This window comes from Nostoc sp. DedSLP04 (genome assembly GCF_034530775.1).
GTDB lineage: Bacteria > Cyanobacteriota > Cyanobacteriia > Cyanobacteriales > Nostocaceae > Nostoc.
The window spans coordinates 195595-211930 of the sequence record NZ_JAVRCL010000003.1 but is presented as its reverse complement, the minus strand read 5'-3'; the positions used below and the strand labels follow the sequence as shown (position 1 = coordinate 211930).

Here is a 16336-nt window from a genome sequence, read left to right as displayed (position 1 = left end):
ACTTTCTAGATGATGTCTGCACAAGCTAGATAGTAAAGATTGACAGTTTCTCTAGTTTGGAAGTAGACATCAGACTTTTGTGTTGTACTGCGCAAAACATAGCCACATCTGCTTCACTTTGCATCCATAGTACCGAATACTTTTTATTTATCCAACCCTATTTTTACAGCAGTTTTCATGTATTTAGACCACAATTATCAGACCTAACCCCCAGCCCCTTCCCTTGTAGGGAAGGGGAGAAAATCAAAGCCTCTCTCCTTTTAGGAGAGAGGTTTGGAGAGAGGTCTATTTATGGTTCATTTACCTGAAAATCGCTGTAAGTTAGATACACAATTTGAGAAAGTTGTGAGCAAATATTTCAATTAAACAGTTTTTTCATCTATTAAAAATAAATTTTCAAAATTGAGTATTCAGAATAGGTTAAACTGCATATATAAGCTAACAGAATATTAATACCATTTTGCAACAAATCTTAATGCAAAGGTTAAGAGCAAGTGGGTTTTGTTGGCATATATTGAATGACATTAAGGAGGTAAATATCATGCAAAAAGAATATATGGAGATTTTAGAATCATTAATTAATCAACTGACATTATCCGCAATATTAGAAATGTTAGAACGAATATGTCATAAAAAAGCGGAAAATCTGAGAACTCATTGGCAAGATGAGACATCAGCAAAGCTTTGGGATAAAGCCGCGAGACAAATAGAACAGATAAATGTTGATGTCTGATTGAAGAATAATTCAAAATTCAGAAGTCAGGTTTATACCCTCATTGCATGACTCTGCTATCAATTGGGAGTGAAAAATCACGAGACCATTCATTCCAAGAGCCAAAATAATTTCTAGCAGAAATTCCTGCCTCTTCAAGGGCTATTAATGTATTCGCAGCCCTTGAACCCTTAAAGCAGTAAATGTACACAATTGACTTTGAAGTAATACCTACTGACTGACAAATTTCTCGGATTTCATCTGGCGATCGGAACGTAGGGATTTCCGATTCAGAATTCATCAGATGATGCCATTCTAACCATACAGAGTTAGGGATTCTACCTTTGCGGGGACAAAAATCAGGATGGTAAGGAGAAGAACTCAACCCAAGCCATTCATTGCGATCGCGCACATCTAATTTAATAATTGCTGGATTCTCAATTGCTTGCAACATCTCTGTGGTAGTCACCATTATGTCAGCATTGGGATGCAATCTAAATATGCTGCTTTCACGCTTCGGTACTTCATCGGTAGTAGGTAATCCTGCCTTGAGCCATGCTCTATATCCTCCATGTAAAATAGATACCTGAGCGCAACCCAAATATTTCAGTAAGAAAGCTGCTCGACAAGATTGGCCATAACCTTTATTTAAAGTATCTTCATACACAATTAAATGTTCTGCACCAGATATTCCTACCCTGCTCATGATTTCTGCAAAATACTCTTGCAATTCCTTTAATCCTGCTGGGGAGGAATTCTCTAAAAGATAGGTGAAAAAATCTCTAATATTTATGGCTTGAGAAATATGAGAAATATCATAATCTTCTTGACTTCGCGTATCGATAATCACAGTCTGTGATGATTTTTCTGCTAACAGTGACGTGACTTCTTGAGGAGAAATGAGGAGTTTTTTATTCACGCTTTCATGCTTCTGTTATTGTACCATTAGGCATTATCGCCCTTGGTAGATTTGCATTTTGGAGTGCAAATTACAGAAGAATAAATGTTGAATGTTACAAAAGAACTTGCATTGCAGAATTTTCAGTCAGAATGTCCACAATTAGCGTTAAATGTTCATCACGCCCTACTTGCAGCAACCTTCTAAGTACTTCAGTTTTTAAACCTTGACATTGGTAGCGATCGCTAACTAACATTGCAAACTCAGCTTCATTTGTACCAAGAAAAATTTTGGCAAAGGTATTGTTTCCAGTAAAGCTTGCAGGTATGAAAAACTTGACTTCTAATTTGTCGCTTTACATTTTTCGTGAAAATCACTCAAAGCCAGTTCTGCAATGGCTCAAACCGAGCAAATTCCGACTCTAGCTGCCATTGAATCCGCGCGCGATCGTTCTTCTGCAAAAAAGCACTGCACCCTTGAGAAACAGAGGTTTCACCAGGGGTATCGCTTGCACAAGCTGGAACCATTGCCTTAAACTCAGGCGACTTCCAGAGACTATTTCCCGTAGCGAAACTATATTCTAAGCTATTGCGAGCCAGTCGCTTGAGGTCTTTATATCCCAGTCCATATCTCGTTGCCGCTAACAGATATTCATGACTCAAATCAATCCGGGAAATGCCTTCATCATCTGAAGCAAGGGTCAGTGGTACTCCAGCCTTCCAATACTCCCTAAAAGGATGCTCATCTCCCTGGACATTCAAAATGACTTCATTACTGGTCAGGCAGATTTCGACCAATACGCCGAGTCGCCGCATTTGCTCCATCAACTCGAAGGGACGCTCCTCAAAAAGAATATCCACGCCATGTCCGATGCGAGATGCCTGTGCCACTTCTACAGCTTGCCGAATATGAAAACGTAAATCCTCAGTCGGAACCAAACCGAAAGTTAACTCTCCTGCATGGAGTGCGACCTTAACATCGGGATATTGACGTTTGAAAAATTGCAGCATTTGCATTTGCAGGGTGTAGTCGCGCAGTGCAATCGGGTTGTCTTCTGGGGCGACAAGATTGATGCCAACTACCCGCGAATCTGATGAAGCTAGTGCAAAGGCATAAGCTAACTGAGCAAACACTTCAACAGGCGACTTTGTTCTTGTCGTTTGCTGCAAATAGCGCACCGTCACTGCACATCCAGGCTGTGCTGATGGAGTGCTGCAACCGAGTGTTTTCGAGACTTCGCCCTCCAACTGTGCAAATTGCTGGCTACCCAGTGTCACTAGCTTGGTTAATCCTCGTTTGAGCAATTGACGGTGCATCTCTTGCAAATCTTTATTCCAACCAACTTCACGCCCTAGCTGTCGAACCTCACTGCCCTGAAAAGTAAGCATTAACTCTAGATAATTAATATGCTGCGAAGCTGCTCGATTTGCTACTGACGCGACCATATCATCCCGACGGCTCATAGAGTCTGATATTGTCCCAAAACCACTAAAAGCTTCAAAAAATTGGTCGTGTCCTGATTTACCAGCAAATTGGAAGTTGCGAGTAGACCAACGATTTATTAAGGAATCATAAATAGATGTTCGGTTTAACAATTCTGAAGCTGGAAAATAGCTACTGTCCTGACCGCAAGCTTTAGGCTCAACTAAAGCCCCTACCTTTGGATTCACACAATACCCATCGGTGGCAGCCCACTCCAGATAGTGTTCTGCGTACACAGCCCCGCTGAGATGACTGTGGATATCTCCTCCCTTCGGCATTCGCTGTACAAATGCTCGTAAAGCGCCTGACTGGGCACGATGGGCTTCAAACCAACTAGCAGCTTGAGCTTCACTCCGAGTCGAGGATTGCTGCGAATTAGATGGGACTTGGGCTGCTACACTGAAGATAAAACAGCTAGAACTCGTTAATACTCCTAAAAATAAATAATATAAGGGCGCTCGTCTATGCATATAGATTTATTTTTTTGTAAAACATGGCCAGTATGAGTGTAGTTATCATGCTGTTTAAAACCATCAACTATCAATCTTTAGAAGCCAAATAAACTATAACCTAAGATAGATACGTATTAATTAATTTTATTTAGTTCAATCTGAACTTATCATTTTTTAACATTAGTATTGCCAGCACAATCCGCCGCAAAATCTCCAACTAAGAACTAGTCCATGCGATTGCTTGTCTGCGACACGCACTTACGTTCGTAGTTCCTACTCTCTACAAGAGGCTGCGCGTAGCTTGCTTCTCTGTAGGAGTACGCAATGATAGTTATTCTCTCAGTGCTAAATAAAAACTGGGATGCATTCCTTAATAACTCTATTGCATCTGGAGATTCATTCAGACTTAATAATGGTATTAACTGATAAGTTCTAGATGAAAATGAATGTAAACTAAATAACTCAGCAATTTTTATCTAGCTTAACGAAAATCTAAACAGCGTCTAGCACAACTAAGCTAAAAATAGTTTTCAGTAACAATACCGCTCGTAAATGTAATCATGTCTCAACCAACTATAGAATCAATCCTACAAGAAAACCGCCTTTTTCATCCTAGTTCAGAATTCTCGCATAACGCCCATATCAAAAGTCTGGATGACTATCAGCGTTTCTACGACCAAGCCAAAGCCGATCCGCAGCAATTTTGGGCAGATTTAGCTGGAAAAGAATTACAATGGTTCCAAAAATGGGACACAGTATTAGATTGGCAACCACCTTTTGCTAAGTGGTTCGTTGGCGGTAAGATGAATATTTCTTACAACTGCCTTGACAGACATCTTACTACCTGGCGCAAAAATAAAGCCGCATTGATTTGGGAAGGAGAACCAGGTGATTCCCGTACCCTTACCTACGCCCAACTGCACCGGGAAGTTTGCCAGTTTGCCAATGTATTGAAGCAACTAGGCGTACAAAAAGGCGATCGCGTTGGTATTTATATGCCAATGATTCCCGAAGCTGCGATCGCCATGTTAGCTTGTGCCAGAATCGGCGCACCCCACAGCGTAGTATTTGGTGGTTTTAGTGCCGAAGCTTTGCGCGATCGCTTAATTGATGCTCAAGCCAAGTTAGTAATTACGGCTGATGGTGGTTGGCGCAAAGATGCGATCGTTCCTCTCAAGGCACAGGTAGATAAAGCCTTGGCTGATGGTGCTGTTCCCAGTGTAGAAAATGTCCTCGTTGTCAAGCGCACCGGACAAGAAACTTATATGCAGTTGGGTGGACGCGACCATTGGTGGCATGATTTGCAAAAAGGTGTATCAGCAGATTGTCCCGCCGAACCGATGGACAGTGAAGATATGCTGTTTGTCCTCTACACTTCTGGCAGCACCGGCAAACCGAAGGGTGTAGTGCATACAACTGCTGGTTATAATTTGTATACCCATATCACCACCAAATGGATCTTTGACCTACAAGACACAGATGTATACTGGTGTACCGCAGATGTCGGTTGGATTACGGGACATAGCTACATTGTCTACGGCCCGCTTTCCAACGGTGCAACCACAGTGATGTATGAAGGTGCGCCCCGGACTTCTAATCCTGGCTGCTTCTGGGATGTAATTGAAAAATACGGCGTTAATGTTTTTTATACTGCACCTACGGCAATTCGGGCATTTATTAAGATGGGAGAACAACATCCCAACGCGCGAAACTTGTCTTCGTTGCGTTTGCTGGGAACCGTCGGCGAACCGATTAACCCCGAAGCTTGGATGTGGTATCACAAAGTAATTGGTGGAGAACGTTGTCCAATAGTTGATACTTGGTGGCAAACAGAAACCGGCGGTATCATGATTACACCGCTACCAGGAGCAATTCCCACTAAACCCGGTTCAGCAACCCTCCCCTTCCCTGGAATTATTGCAGATATCGTGGATTTAGAAGGAAACACCGTACCCAATAAGGAAGGTGGTTATTTGGCGGTGCGACATCCCTGGCCAGGAATGATGCGGACAGTTTACGGCGATCCAGAACGCTTCCGCCGCACCTATTGGGAACACATTCCACCCAAAGATGGGAACTATACTTACTTTGCTGGTGATGGCGCAAGACTTGATGAAGACGGCTACTTCTGGGTAATGGGTCGTGTGGATGATGTACTGAATGTCTCAGGGCATCGACTCGGTACAATGGAAGTAGAATCAGCCTTAGTTTCGCATCCAGCAGTTGCAGAAGCGGCGGTAGTAGGTAAACCCGATGAACTTAAGGGTGAAGAAGTAGTGGCTTTTGTGACTTTAGAAGGCACTTATCAGGGAAGTGAAGAACTGAGTAAAGAACTCAAGCAGCACGTTGTCAAAGAAATCGGTGCGATCGCACGTCCCGGAGAAATTCGCTTTACAGACGCTTTGCCCAAAACGCGATCGGGTAAAATTATGCGGCGCTTGCTGCGGAATCTAGCCGCTGGACAAGAGGTATCTGGAGATACTTCGACATTGGAAGATCGGGGTGTGTTGGATAAGTTACGAGAAGGTGTGTAAATAATTCCAAATTAGCTTAATAAGGGCGCATATATATGTGCGCCCTTATCGTCTCTCTTGTGATGCATTACGCGCTAACGCAGGCCAATTTATCATAAAGATTAGAACATTATTGAGGCATTCAGGGCGATGAAGGTGAAGTGCAAATCCAAATCAGCATTTGTTCAACCTGTTGGCTGCATGATGCTGAGTATTATCAGTGTAATGGGAATATCACCATTAGTGTTAGCGGTTCCTGGACAAGTTTCTTTGCATTCGCCAGAACAGTTTGCACAGAGACAACCACAAAAAATCGCCCAATCTTCAGGTACAGATACACCAGAGCGATCGCAACTCCTGCAACAAGCCAATGGTTTATTTAGTCAGGGAGACTTAACAGGTGCAGAGGAAAATTTACGCAAATTAATTAAAAAATTCCCAGAAGATGCTTTCGGACACTTTCAACTGGGAAATGTACTTTTTCGGCAAAAGAAACCGGAAGATGCAATTAGTTCTTATCGAGAAGCCATTCGCCTTAAGCCAAAATACGCTCTAGCTTACAATGCGATCGGTGTTGTTTACGCAAGCCAAGGTCGCTGGCAAGAAGCCATTACTGAATATAAAAAAGCTCTGGAAATTAATCCTAATTATGGCGAAGGGCTGACTAATTTTGCAATAGCATTGTGGCAAACAAATAAAAAAGACGAGGCGCTATCTTCTTTAGAAAAAGCTTTAAATATTTTTAAAGAACAGAATAGAGGTGAAAAAGTTAACCAAGTAGAACGAATTTTAAAAGAGATCAAAACTGCTGATGAGCCTAGTGTTTCCTGAGAACCATATTATTCAGTGGATAAAAGTTAAAAAGAGTTGCTGCGATCGGCTTTAAGGATGCTTTTCCAGAAATGCGATCGGGTATTATGCATCTATTACTGCGGAATTTTGCATTTGGTTTGTAATGATTGTGGGGTGGGCTATCCCACCCTCTCAAAAGCATCAAAACAGAATAATTGTATTGTCATGAATGAAATATTTCTGTTAGCCAGAGAAACTGTAAGAGTGATTTTTCACATGGATGGGAGATACACAAGGGTAATCTGGGAACGTTCAGAAAATACTGCATGGGCAGGCATAGGATGGATTTTTGATATACCAACTCATGTAATACCATACGATTTACGAGCAATAGGTTCTCATTTTCTATTGTCTATAGTTAAGCCGAATGCGAATGATTGTGAGGATATAGAGAATATCCGCAGTAATCGTAATAGCTTTTTTCATATAGAAAGATTGACTTTTGTTATATAAATGGCATCTAACTTAGTCATATGTCTATTCAAAAATAGCAAAATAGCAATCTACAATAAAAATCAGACAAACCTTCGTTAAAGCCTATGACTTCCTTATCGGCATTAACTTTACCCGATCACACTCAGTTACCAGACTCAGATGGTACATTCGTGAAAAATCTTCAAGAGCATCCGCAAAGCATTTTAATTACAGATTCAATTAAACCTGTTTTAGAGAAACTTCATCCCGACAGTCAATATTGTATTGGACAAGATTCTGGTATCTACTGGCGATTAACAGATCCTCCTGAGAAAGGGGCTGAAGCACCAGACTGGTTTTATGTACCCAATGTACCACCGACACTTAACGGTAAAATGCGCCGTTCTTATGTGTTGTGGAAGGAGTATGTTGCGCCCTTAATTGTGATTGAATTTGTCTCTGGAGATGGTTCAGAAGAACGAGATAACACACCGCCATCTCAAGGTGAAGGTGGAAATGTTGGTAAGTTTTGGGTTTATGAGCAGGCAATTCGAGTGCCTTATTATGGAATTTATGAAGTAGCAAAAGCTCAAGTAGAAGTTTACCACCTACTCGATAATACTTATCAACTGATGCAACCCAATGAACGAGGACATTACCCAATTGCTCCTATGGGTGTAGAGTTAGGAATCTGGCAAGGATTTTATCAAAATGCAGATTTACCTTGGTTGCGGTGGTGGGATACACAAGGAAATTTACTGCTAACGGGTGAGGAACGTGCTGTGGTTGAGCGACAAAACGTTGAAACTGAACGACAAAAGCGGCTCTTAATTACAGAGAAGTTGCGATCGCTATCTGCTGAACAACTCAATGCTTTAGGAATTGATCCAGAAATGTTAGATTAGGAAATATTCTCATCTACTAATATTACATCTTCATATATTTCTGCGATCGCACAACGAAAATCAACGCTAGCTAAATGCACTTCTCCCTCTTGTTCATAAGGGTAAAGTACCCACTGTCCTTGTTCGTTGCGGCGGAAGCATTCTACACTCATTCTATCTGGTGAAATTAGCACATATTCTTGCAGTGATTCTAAGTGTCGGTAGCTGGCAAATTTCTTCCCTCTGTCATAGCCTTCGGTTGATTCAGAAAGCACTTCGATAATTAAGGAAGGATAGCACTTAAAATATTCAAATTCTTTATCTCGTGGATCGCAAGTCACCATCACATCGGGATAAAAATAGCGATTTATGACCTCAATTTGTGCTTTCATATCTAACATATAGACACGGCAAGCACTACCCCGGAGATGGTTTCGCAGCAGTACAAACAAGTTTCCTACTACAGTTACATGAGCATCACTTGCCCCTGCCATTGCGTAGACTTGCCCATCAATATACTCGTGTTTGATTTCACTTACTTTCTCGCCTTCTAAATATTCTTCTGGGGAGATATAGTACTCACTTTGGCTAATGACCATTTTAGTACCTTAGTAGTTTTATCAAACATTTTAACCGATAGAACACAAATCTAATGAGCAACAGCGCCACCACTTGGCTTCACCTTTTTGAGGAATAAAATAGCAATCCCACTGAGTAATAATGCAATACCAATAAAGTAGAAACAATCGTTAAAAGCCATTACAAATGCTTCCCGGCGGACGATGTTGGATATAGATGCGATCGCTTGATTTTGGGCTGTATTTAAATCTGCTCCTTTACTGACAAAATATTGCGTCATTTGGTCAATTCGTTGTTGAATTTCTGGGTTATATAAAGATACTCCATCACCCAATCTATTCGAGTGAAATTGCTCTCTGTTTGCTAATAAAGTCGCTAAAGAAGCAATTCCAATAGAACCGCCTAGATTCCGCATCATATTAAATAAACCACTTGCCGAACCTGCTTCTTTCGGACTCAAACCAGCAGTAGCGATAGAAGTCAGTGGCACCATAATTAGGGGTTGTCCCATTGCACGCACAAATTGCGACCAACGTAACTGATCTAATCCTGTTTGATTAGTCATTCCTGAGTTCATAAATGCGCTGATGGAAAACAACGTTACACCAACAGCTACCATTAACCGCACATCAATGCGTTGCATCAATTTGGGGATGAGAGGAATAATAAACAGTTGAGGAATACCAGCCCAAATTAATACTTCACCAATTTGCAGCGCATTGTATTGTTGAATTTGGGCAAGATACAACGGTAAAATATAAATTGAACCATACAATCCTATCCCCAGCGACACATTTACAATACTGGCTAAACCAAAGTTTCGCTTCAATACAAGCCGCAAATTAATAAATGGTTGTTTACGAGTTAATTCTATAAAGAAAAATATTGCCAAAAAAATTGCCGCAATTACACTTAAGCGCACAATCAACGCTGAACCAAACCAATCTTTACGGCTACCTTCTTCTAAAACAACTTGTAGGGAACCTAAGCCAATAGCCATCGCAATAATTCCCCACCAATCACCTTGTTTGAGTAAATTAATTTGGGGTTTTTCTTGCTTAATTCCATACCAAACCCCAGCCAGCATTAATGCTCCTGGAATTACATTGATATAAAAGTTGTATTCCCAACCAAAATTTTCGGTTAACCAACCTCCTAATGTCGGGCCAATTGAGGGTGCAAAAACTGCACTAAACCCAAATGCGGCCAGTCCGACTGATTGTTTGGATTGGGGTAAAGTTGTTAAGACAACTGTCATAGCAGTGGGAATTAAAACTCCTCCGCTAAAGCCTTGCAAGGCGCGAAAGAAAATCATGGAATTCAGATCCCATGCCCAAGCACAGCATATAGAAAAGAAGATAAAGAGAGCAGTATTGACTAATAAATAACGTTGCAGAGAAAATACTCGTGATAACCATCCTGTTAGAGGGATTACCACAATTTCTGCGACGAGATAGGCGGTAGAAATCCAAGAACCTTCTTCGAGAGTTGCTCCTAAACTTGCTTGAATATCTTGCAGCGAAGCATTAGTTATTTGAATATCCAATACTGCCATAAATGCACCAAGCATACTGGCTAATACGCCAATCCAAATTTTTAGCGGTACATGCTCTGGTGGTAAAGCAGGATTTTGCCCTTGCTGACGAATTACACCTGTATTAGCCATAAGTTTGTTCCAGTCTCAAGGTGAAGTAGCAAAAAACTTTATTATTGAATTTTATACTAATATGTTCTTTGCCTATGCGTGAGCTTGAATCAGCAACACTAAAAATCAAAAAATAATTACTATAGCAAGCCTCGCTAACATAAATATTAAATTTAAATGCGGCTATTTATCTTAACCTTCTGGAGCTGTAATAATGCCTTTTCGCTCATAAATTGGACGCATTATTTTCCTTAAAGCAGGTAACTGTCTGCTAAAAATAATTGACCCTAAAATACAAGCTATCCCATCAATCATTAAAGTGTTAGGAGCGCCAATACGACTTGCTAGGAAACCTCCTAATAAATTACCTACGGGAATCATTCCCAAAAATGACATTGTGTATAAGCTCATCAATCGCCCGCGTTTATCGTCTTCAACAATGGTTTGTAAAAATGTGTTGCTAGCAGCAATCTGAAGAATTGTTCCTAAGCCAACAAATAACATTGTAAATAAAGAGAGTGGTAAAAATCTAGATAAAGAAAAGGCAATTAAACCAGTTCCTAAAATTGCTGGAGCTAGAGCAATCAATTTCCCAATTCCTAAGATTGTTTGGCGCGTAGCTAGATAAATACCACCAGTTAAGGCTCCAACTCCAGATGCCGCCATCAAAAACCCTAAACTTTCTGCACCACCTTTGAGAACTTGTTCGGCAATAACGGGGACGAGAATAGTGTTTTGCAGTCCCATCAGGCTGACTAAAGCTGATAGCAATAAGATGGAGCGAATGGGTGGGAAGCTAAAGGCATATACAAATCCCTCTTTGACTTTTTGCAAGGGATTACCATCAGTTACCGAATTTTTCCAAGGTTTAACTTTCATCGCCAATAAACCGGCGATTACAGCAACGTAGCTCAAACCATCAATCAAAAAACAATAGCCAGTTCCAACGCCAGCAATTAATAAACCCCCGATCGCAGGGCCAATTAATCTAGCTCCGTTGAACATCGTGGAATTAATCGCGATCGCATTGGCTAAATCTTCTCTGCGTTCAACTAATTCTGGCACAAAAGCTTGACGGGCTGGCGCATCTAAGGCGTTAATAAATCCTTGAAACAAGCTCAAGGCGATGATGTGCCATACCTCAATCACTCCAGTTAGCGCCAGCACTGCTAATGTTAACGATTGAATCATCGCCAAGACTTGCGTACCAATTAAGGTACGATACCGAGAAAAGCGATCTACAAATACTCCACCAAAGGGAGCTAAAAAAAAGTTAGGAATTTGACTAGAAAATCCCACAACTCCCAGCATGAATGGGGATTTTGTCAAGTCATAAACTAGCCAAATTGTGGCAAGTTGCGTCATCCACGTCCCAATTAGGGAAATACCTTGCCCAGCAAAAAACAGTTGGTAGTTTCTTGACCTTAATGCAGGTAGTAGCGGTTTTTTCATCTCAGGCTTGTTTTATACCAATCTGCTTTCATAGATATCATTTCACCCGATCTCTATACGCCTCTCTTTAGATGTAGGAGAATGTCATAGGTAGAAGGAGGTTTTTCATCTGTTTTCAGCCGATTTGGTATTACTTGACTTCCACCGCAACTTCCGCAGACATCCCAGGAGTAATCCGCGATTCATATCCTTGAATGCTCTTTTGGTCGAAAACTACTTTTACTGGAATACGTTGGACAACTTTAGTAAAGTTACCTGTAGCATTATCCGGTGGCAATAAGGCAAACTGAGCGCCGGAAGCTGGCGAAATACTGTCAACACGACCGATAAAGGTGTGATGAGGGAAACTATCTAGCTTGATCTCTACTGGCTCTCCTGGGCGCATCTTTTCTAATTGAGTTTCTTTGAAATTCGCAACTACCCAATAGCTGTTATCCACGATCGCCATTAATGGTGTTCCTGCTGCAACGCGGTTGCCAACTTCCACGTTTTTTCTACCTACCCGTCCAGCACTGGGGGCGGTAACATTTACATAGGATAGTTGCAATTGTGCATCTTTGAGCGATGCTTCTGATTGCGCGATCGCTGCTTTTGCCGCTTCGTATTGACTGCGTTTGACTGTGGTATCTTGTCCGCCTGCGGTAGCTTGTTGCAATCCTCCCTTAGATGCTGCCAATTTAGCTTGGGCGTTGGTGACATTTTCTTGCGCCTGTGCTAGTTGAGACTGGGCTTTGGCAACACCAACTCTCGCAGAGGCTAACCTGGCTTGAGCTTGTTGTACTCCCTGAAGAGCAGCATTCCTTTGTGCTGTAGCCACGTTAAAAGCGGCCTTGGATGCGTCTAGCTGCTGGCGAGCGATCGCACCTGATTGATACAACTGGTTGTAACGATTGTAATCTGCTTGGGCATTTTCCAAATTCGCATTTGTTTGCGCTACCTGCGCTTGGGCGGCAGGAATTCCTGCTTCGGCTAGTCTGACTTCAGCTTGCGCTGCTGGTATCCCAGCTTGAGCTTCTTGGACTGCTGCTTGAGCTGTAGAAATTGCTGCTACTGCACCACTGACATCTCCTTGCGCTTGAGTTGTCTTACCAGTGGTGGTTTGTGAACTCAAAGCAATATTTGCTTGAGCAGCTTGCGCTTGACCACGAGCATTTTCGAGGGCGGCTTGTGCCTGTTGCACCTTACTTTCATAGTCCCGTGGATCTAACTTCACCAACAATTGTCCCGGTTGCACCAGTTGGTTGTCATTCACCAGCACTTCACTTACAGTTCCGGGAATGCGACTACTAACTTGGTGAATATTTCCCGCGACGGTGGCGTTGTCTGTTTCCTGGTGGGTAGAGGCGTATTGCCAGTAGTGAAGACCAAAAGTACCTGCGGCGATCGCACCTACGCCTAATCCTGCCAAAATTAAACCAGTCGGTCTTTTCCGCTTCGGTTTTGCTGGAACTTCTTTCTCCGTCTCAGGAGTTACAACAGGTGCTTCTGCTGTTGTGGATGTCTCTGTAGTAACAGTTTCTAAAGTCTCTAAATCGGGAATCACTTCTTTTTCTAAAGTTGGGGTTTTGTGTCCGTTGCGTCCGTTTAAAGTATTAGCACCCATGATTCTTACCTCGTTTGCCCGTTCAATAACTTGATTAATAGTCGTTTATTTAGAATGCGTAGTTTTCCCGGAAAAAAATCCTTATTCCTTAGTATGCGTAATATTATCTCAAAACATATCTTTACACTGCCTCCCCCGGTCGGGTGATTATAAAATCATCTTTAAGACAGGTTAGCGATCGCTCGATTCAAGATTTGGGAAAACAGTTCGCGATCGGCAAAGGAAATACCATCCATTGCTTCATCACGCACGGCTGCGGCGATTGGCGGTAAAACAGCTTCTAGTTCCTTTCCTGCATCCGTGAGCCAGATTCGCCAGATGCGCCGGTCTTGAGTGTCGCGTTCGCGACGCACCAAACCGCGTTCTTCCATCCGATCTAGTACGCCTGTTAAAGTGCCTCCCACTTGTTTGAGTTTGTCTCCAATACTAGAAGTAGGTAGACCATCTTCTTGCCAAAGACAGCACAACACCAACCAGTGAAATGGCGTCAATCCAAAGGGTTCTAGCCTCTCAGTAAACTTGCGACTCAGCAATTGCGAGACTAATTTGATTCTGTAGCCCAAATTATATGGTGCCAGATTTTGCTGCCACGACTCTAAGGTTGGGGAGTGATTAGATGTAGAAACCATTTAGCAAAATACTTAGTGTGCGTACTATTATTCTAACTAAACTAATTTCTTTTAGCAATAATTACTTTACATCTATCTTAGGGAAGAACTTGAATCAACTGGTACTCTTTTACTGTACCAAGAATGCGGTAAAACCGAGGTAATTTAGGGGACTAGTCAGCATAGATCCAAGCATAGCTCAAAACTGGTATTTGCGAAATAGAGGCTACTTGTTGGATATGAATGGGAAGATATAGGACTCATATTTGATTGCGTGAAAAAACTCAGTACACCTTTATTCCTTCTTCCCAGTCCCCAGTCCCCAGCTTAATCCAGACAGTTCGGCTTTCATGACCTTTCGTTCTGAGTAAAAAACAGAGCGTTGCTAGAATTATTGACTTTATAAATAACCGCTCAGTACTTGAAGATTGTACAATCATAAAAATTGAAAAAAGCTTTTGATTTTCCTAATTAACATAATTTCTTCAGACATAGACGCGTACAATGCTAATTTCACTATTACAAAAATTTTTAACAACACCTATTACTCAAAAAAGCCGACATCAATCTAGATTGACTGTTATTTTTTGGTACAGTCTCAGTCTAACTTTTGCTGTTGGTTATATTTTGATGGGGCTGCGACAAGCTTTCACCAGCAAATATATAGTGAGCGACGATGCACGAGAATATATTTCTTGGATTTATCGTTACTTTAACCCAGATTTATTTCCTGGGGATTTAATTGCTGATTATTTTCAGTCGGTGACACCAATTGGATATGGTATTGTTTATAAAATAATTGCAGCTTTAAATATAGATCCAATTTTATTTGGCAAAATTTTTCCATTAGTACTGGGACTAATTACAACTAGCTATTGCTTTGTAGTTGCTATGGAGATATTACCAGTACCAATGGTGGGATTTCTCGCCTCTTTACTTTTAAATCAAAGCCTTTGCCTTCATGATGACCTATTTTCTGCTACACCTAGAGATTTTATTTATCCCCTGGTTTTAGCTTTTATATATTATTTAATACGCTCTTCAGTATTTGGTATATTAATTGTATTTGCGCTTCAATGTTTAATATACCCTATCATAGGTTTTATCAATTTATTAATTTTACTTTTGAGACTATTTCGCTGGCATAATGGGCAGATAACTATTTCTCATAATCGAAAAGATTTTATTTTATTTGTAGCAGCCACTATAACTGCTGGCATCCTAATTTTACCTTATACTATTCAATCATCACAATTTGGCCCGACAATTACTGCTGCTGTTGCGAGAACTATGCCAGAGTACTGGGATGGAGGAAGATTCAGGTATTTTACTCATAATATTATTAGTTATTGGTTTGATGGTAGAGATAGCGGTTTTTTTGCTTTAATTGCACCTCCTCAACTATTATTTGGTTTATTATTACCAATTATCCTGAAATTCCAGTATCACTTTCTCCTAACCAAACAAGTAAAGGATGAAGTCAAACTATTACTACAGGTAGTAATAGCTAGTTTAATCATGTTTTTTACTGCCCATGCCTTAGCTTTTAAATTGCACTGGCCTAGCCGATACACCCATCATACTTTTAAGGTAGTACTTGCTCTTGCAGCAGCAATCTCTATTACCTTAATTTTAGATGCTACATTGCGATGGTCGAGACAAAATGGCAGACAAATTTTAATCTTGGGGACTATTACGATCCTTGGTGCAGGACTCATTTTGTACCCTAGTAGCTTAAAAGTTTTTCCCAAAACCCCTTATTTAGCAGGTCAAGCCCCAACATTATATAATTTTTTGCAAAAGCAACCGCAAAATATTGTCATAGCTTCTACTTCCCAAGAAGCAGATAACATACCCATCTTTGCTCAAAGAACAATTTTGGTGGGTAAAGAATATGCATTACCGATCCATACAAAATATTACGCTCAATTTCGCCAGCGGATGATTGACCTAATTAATGCCCAATATACTGATGATATTAATCAGATTAAAGACTTTATTCAAAAATACCACGTAACTTTTTGGTTATTAGAACGTTCTGCATTCCTTCCAGAATATATAACTAAAAACACTTGGCTACAACAATATCAGCCAGCGGCACAACAAGCGAACGCAAATTTACAGAAGGCTCTACCTGTTTTAGCAACATTAATTAACTCTTGTGCAGTTATTGAGACTGATAATTTAGTTCTTCTGAAAACAGAATGTATCAAAGCAGTAGCAAAGACTTGAATATAATGTC

General features: G+C 41.0%; 13 protein-coding genes. 5 read left to right on the top strand and 8 right to left on the bottom strand.

The genetic code is table 11. The features are described from left to right. The first annotated feature begins 541 nt into the window (after positions 1 to 541). A complete protein-coding gene (locus tag RMX89_RS03190; protein ID WP_292860261.1) occupies positions 542 to 733 on the top strand; it encodes a hypothetical protein in 192 nt (63 codons plus the stop codon). 40 nt (positions 734 to 773) lie between these two features. On the opposite strand, the gene RMX89_RS03185 is transcribed toward RMX89_RS03190, so the two are convergent. The 3 genes from RMX89_RS03185 to RMX89_RS03175 all read right to left on the bottom strand — a co-directional run bounded on the left by RMX89_RS03185 (position 774) and on the right by RMX89_RS03175 (position 3562). Then, the gene (locus RMX89_RS03185; RefSeq protein ID WP_322687892.1) at positions 774 to 1631 is read right to left on the bottom strand and encodes a sulfurtransferase; all 858 of its coding nucleotides are present in this window, start codon (positions 1629 to 1631) and stop codon (positions 774 to 776) included. Positions 1632 to 1725: 94 nt separating this feature from the next. Next, positions 1726 to 1866: a hypothetical protein gene (locus RMX89_RS03180; RefSeq protein ID WP_322687891.1), complete on the bottom strand. Its 141-nt coding sequence runs from the start codon at positions 1864 to 1866 to the stop codon at positions 1726 to 1728. Between the two features lie 121 nt (positions 1867 to 1987). Further along, the gene (locus RMX89_RS03175; RefSeq protein WP_322687890.1) at positions 1988 to 3562 is read right to left on the bottom strand and encodes an adenosine deaminase; all 1575 of its coding nucleotides are present in this window, start codon (positions 3560 to 3562) and stop codon (positions 1988 to 1990) included. Positions 3563 to 4104: 542 nt separating this feature from the next. On the opposite strand from RMX89_RS03175, the gene acs reads away from it, so the two are divergent. The 3 genes from acs to RMX89_RS03160 all read left to right on the top strand — a co-directional run bounded on the left by acs (position 4105) and on the right by RMX89_RS03160 (position 8228). Further along, on the top strand, positions 4105 to 6078 hold the full coding sequence (gene acs, locus RMX89_RS03170; RefSeq protein ID WP_322687889.1) for an acetate--CoA ligase: 1974 nt from the start codon (positions 4105 to 4107) through the stop codon (positions 6076 to 6078). A 129-nt stretch (positions 6079 to 6207) separates the two neighbouring features. Further along, positions 6208 to 6888 (top strand): tetratricopeptide repeat protein, encoded by a 681-nt coding sequence (locus RMX89_RS03165; RefSeq protein ID WP_322670798.1) that lies wholly within the window; start codon positions 6208 to 6210, stop codon positions 6886 to 6888. A gap of 560 nt (positions 6889 to 7448) precedes the next feature. After that, complete coding sequence (locus tag RMX89_RS03160; RefSeq protein ID WP_322687888.1) at positions 7449 to 8228, top strand: Uma2 family endonuclease; 780 nt, start codon at positions 7449 to 7451, stop codon at positions 8226 to 8228. Here RMX89_RS03160 and RMX89_RS03155 read toward each other — a convergent pair. The 5 genes from RMX89_RS03155 to RMX89_RS03135 all read right to left on the bottom strand — a co-directional run bounded on the left by RMX89_RS03155 (position 8225) and on the right by RMX89_RS03135 (position 14115). Continuing rightward, on the bottom strand, positions 8225 to 8806 hold the full coding sequence (locus tag RMX89_RS03155) for a Uma2 family endonuclease (RefSeq protein WP_322687887.1): 582 nt from the start codon (positions 8804 to 8806) through the stop codon (positions 8225 to 8227). The genes RMX89_RS03160 and RMX89_RS03155 overlap by 4 nt on opposite strands. 50 nt (positions 8807 to 8856) lie before the next feature. Further along, entirely contained in the window at positions 8857 to 10452 is a 1596-nt protein-coding gene (locus RMX89_RS03150; protein ID WP_322687886.1) for a DHA2 family efflux MFS transporter permease subunit, read from the bottom strand. A gap of 171 nt (positions 10453 to 10623) precedes the next feature. Further along, positions 10624 to 11883 (bottom strand): MFS transporter, encoded by a 1260-nt coding sequence (locus RMX89_RS03145; protein WP_322687885.1) that lies wholly within the window; start codon positions 11881 to 11883, stop codon positions 10624 to 10626. 130 nt (positions 11884 to 12013) lie between these two features. After that, positions 12014 to 13486, bottom strand: a complete 1473-nt coding sequence (locus tag RMX89_RS03140; protein ID WP_322670793.1) for an HlyD family efflux transporter periplasmic adaptor subunit — start codon at positions 13484 to 13486, stop codon at positions 12014 to 12016. Positions 13487 to 13647: 161 nt separating this feature from the next. Next, positions 13648 to 14115 carry a MarR family winged helix-turn-helix transcriptional regulator gene (locus RMX89_RS03135; protein WP_094348154.1) on the bottom strand — a complete coding sequence of 156 codons (468 nt, stop codon included), beginning with the start codon at positions 14113 to 14115 and terminating at the stop codon, positions 13648 to 13650. A 483-nt stretch (positions 14116 to 14598) separates the two neighbouring features. Between RMX89_RS03135 and RMX89_RS03130 the strand changes: the two genes are divergently transcribed. Beyond that, positions 14599 to 16326: a hypothetical protein gene (locus tag RMX89_RS03130; protein WP_322687884.1), complete on the top strand. Its 1728-nt coding sequence runs from the start codon at positions 14599 to 14601 to the stop codon at positions 16324 to 16326. Positions 16327 to 16336: the final 10 nt, after the last annotated feature.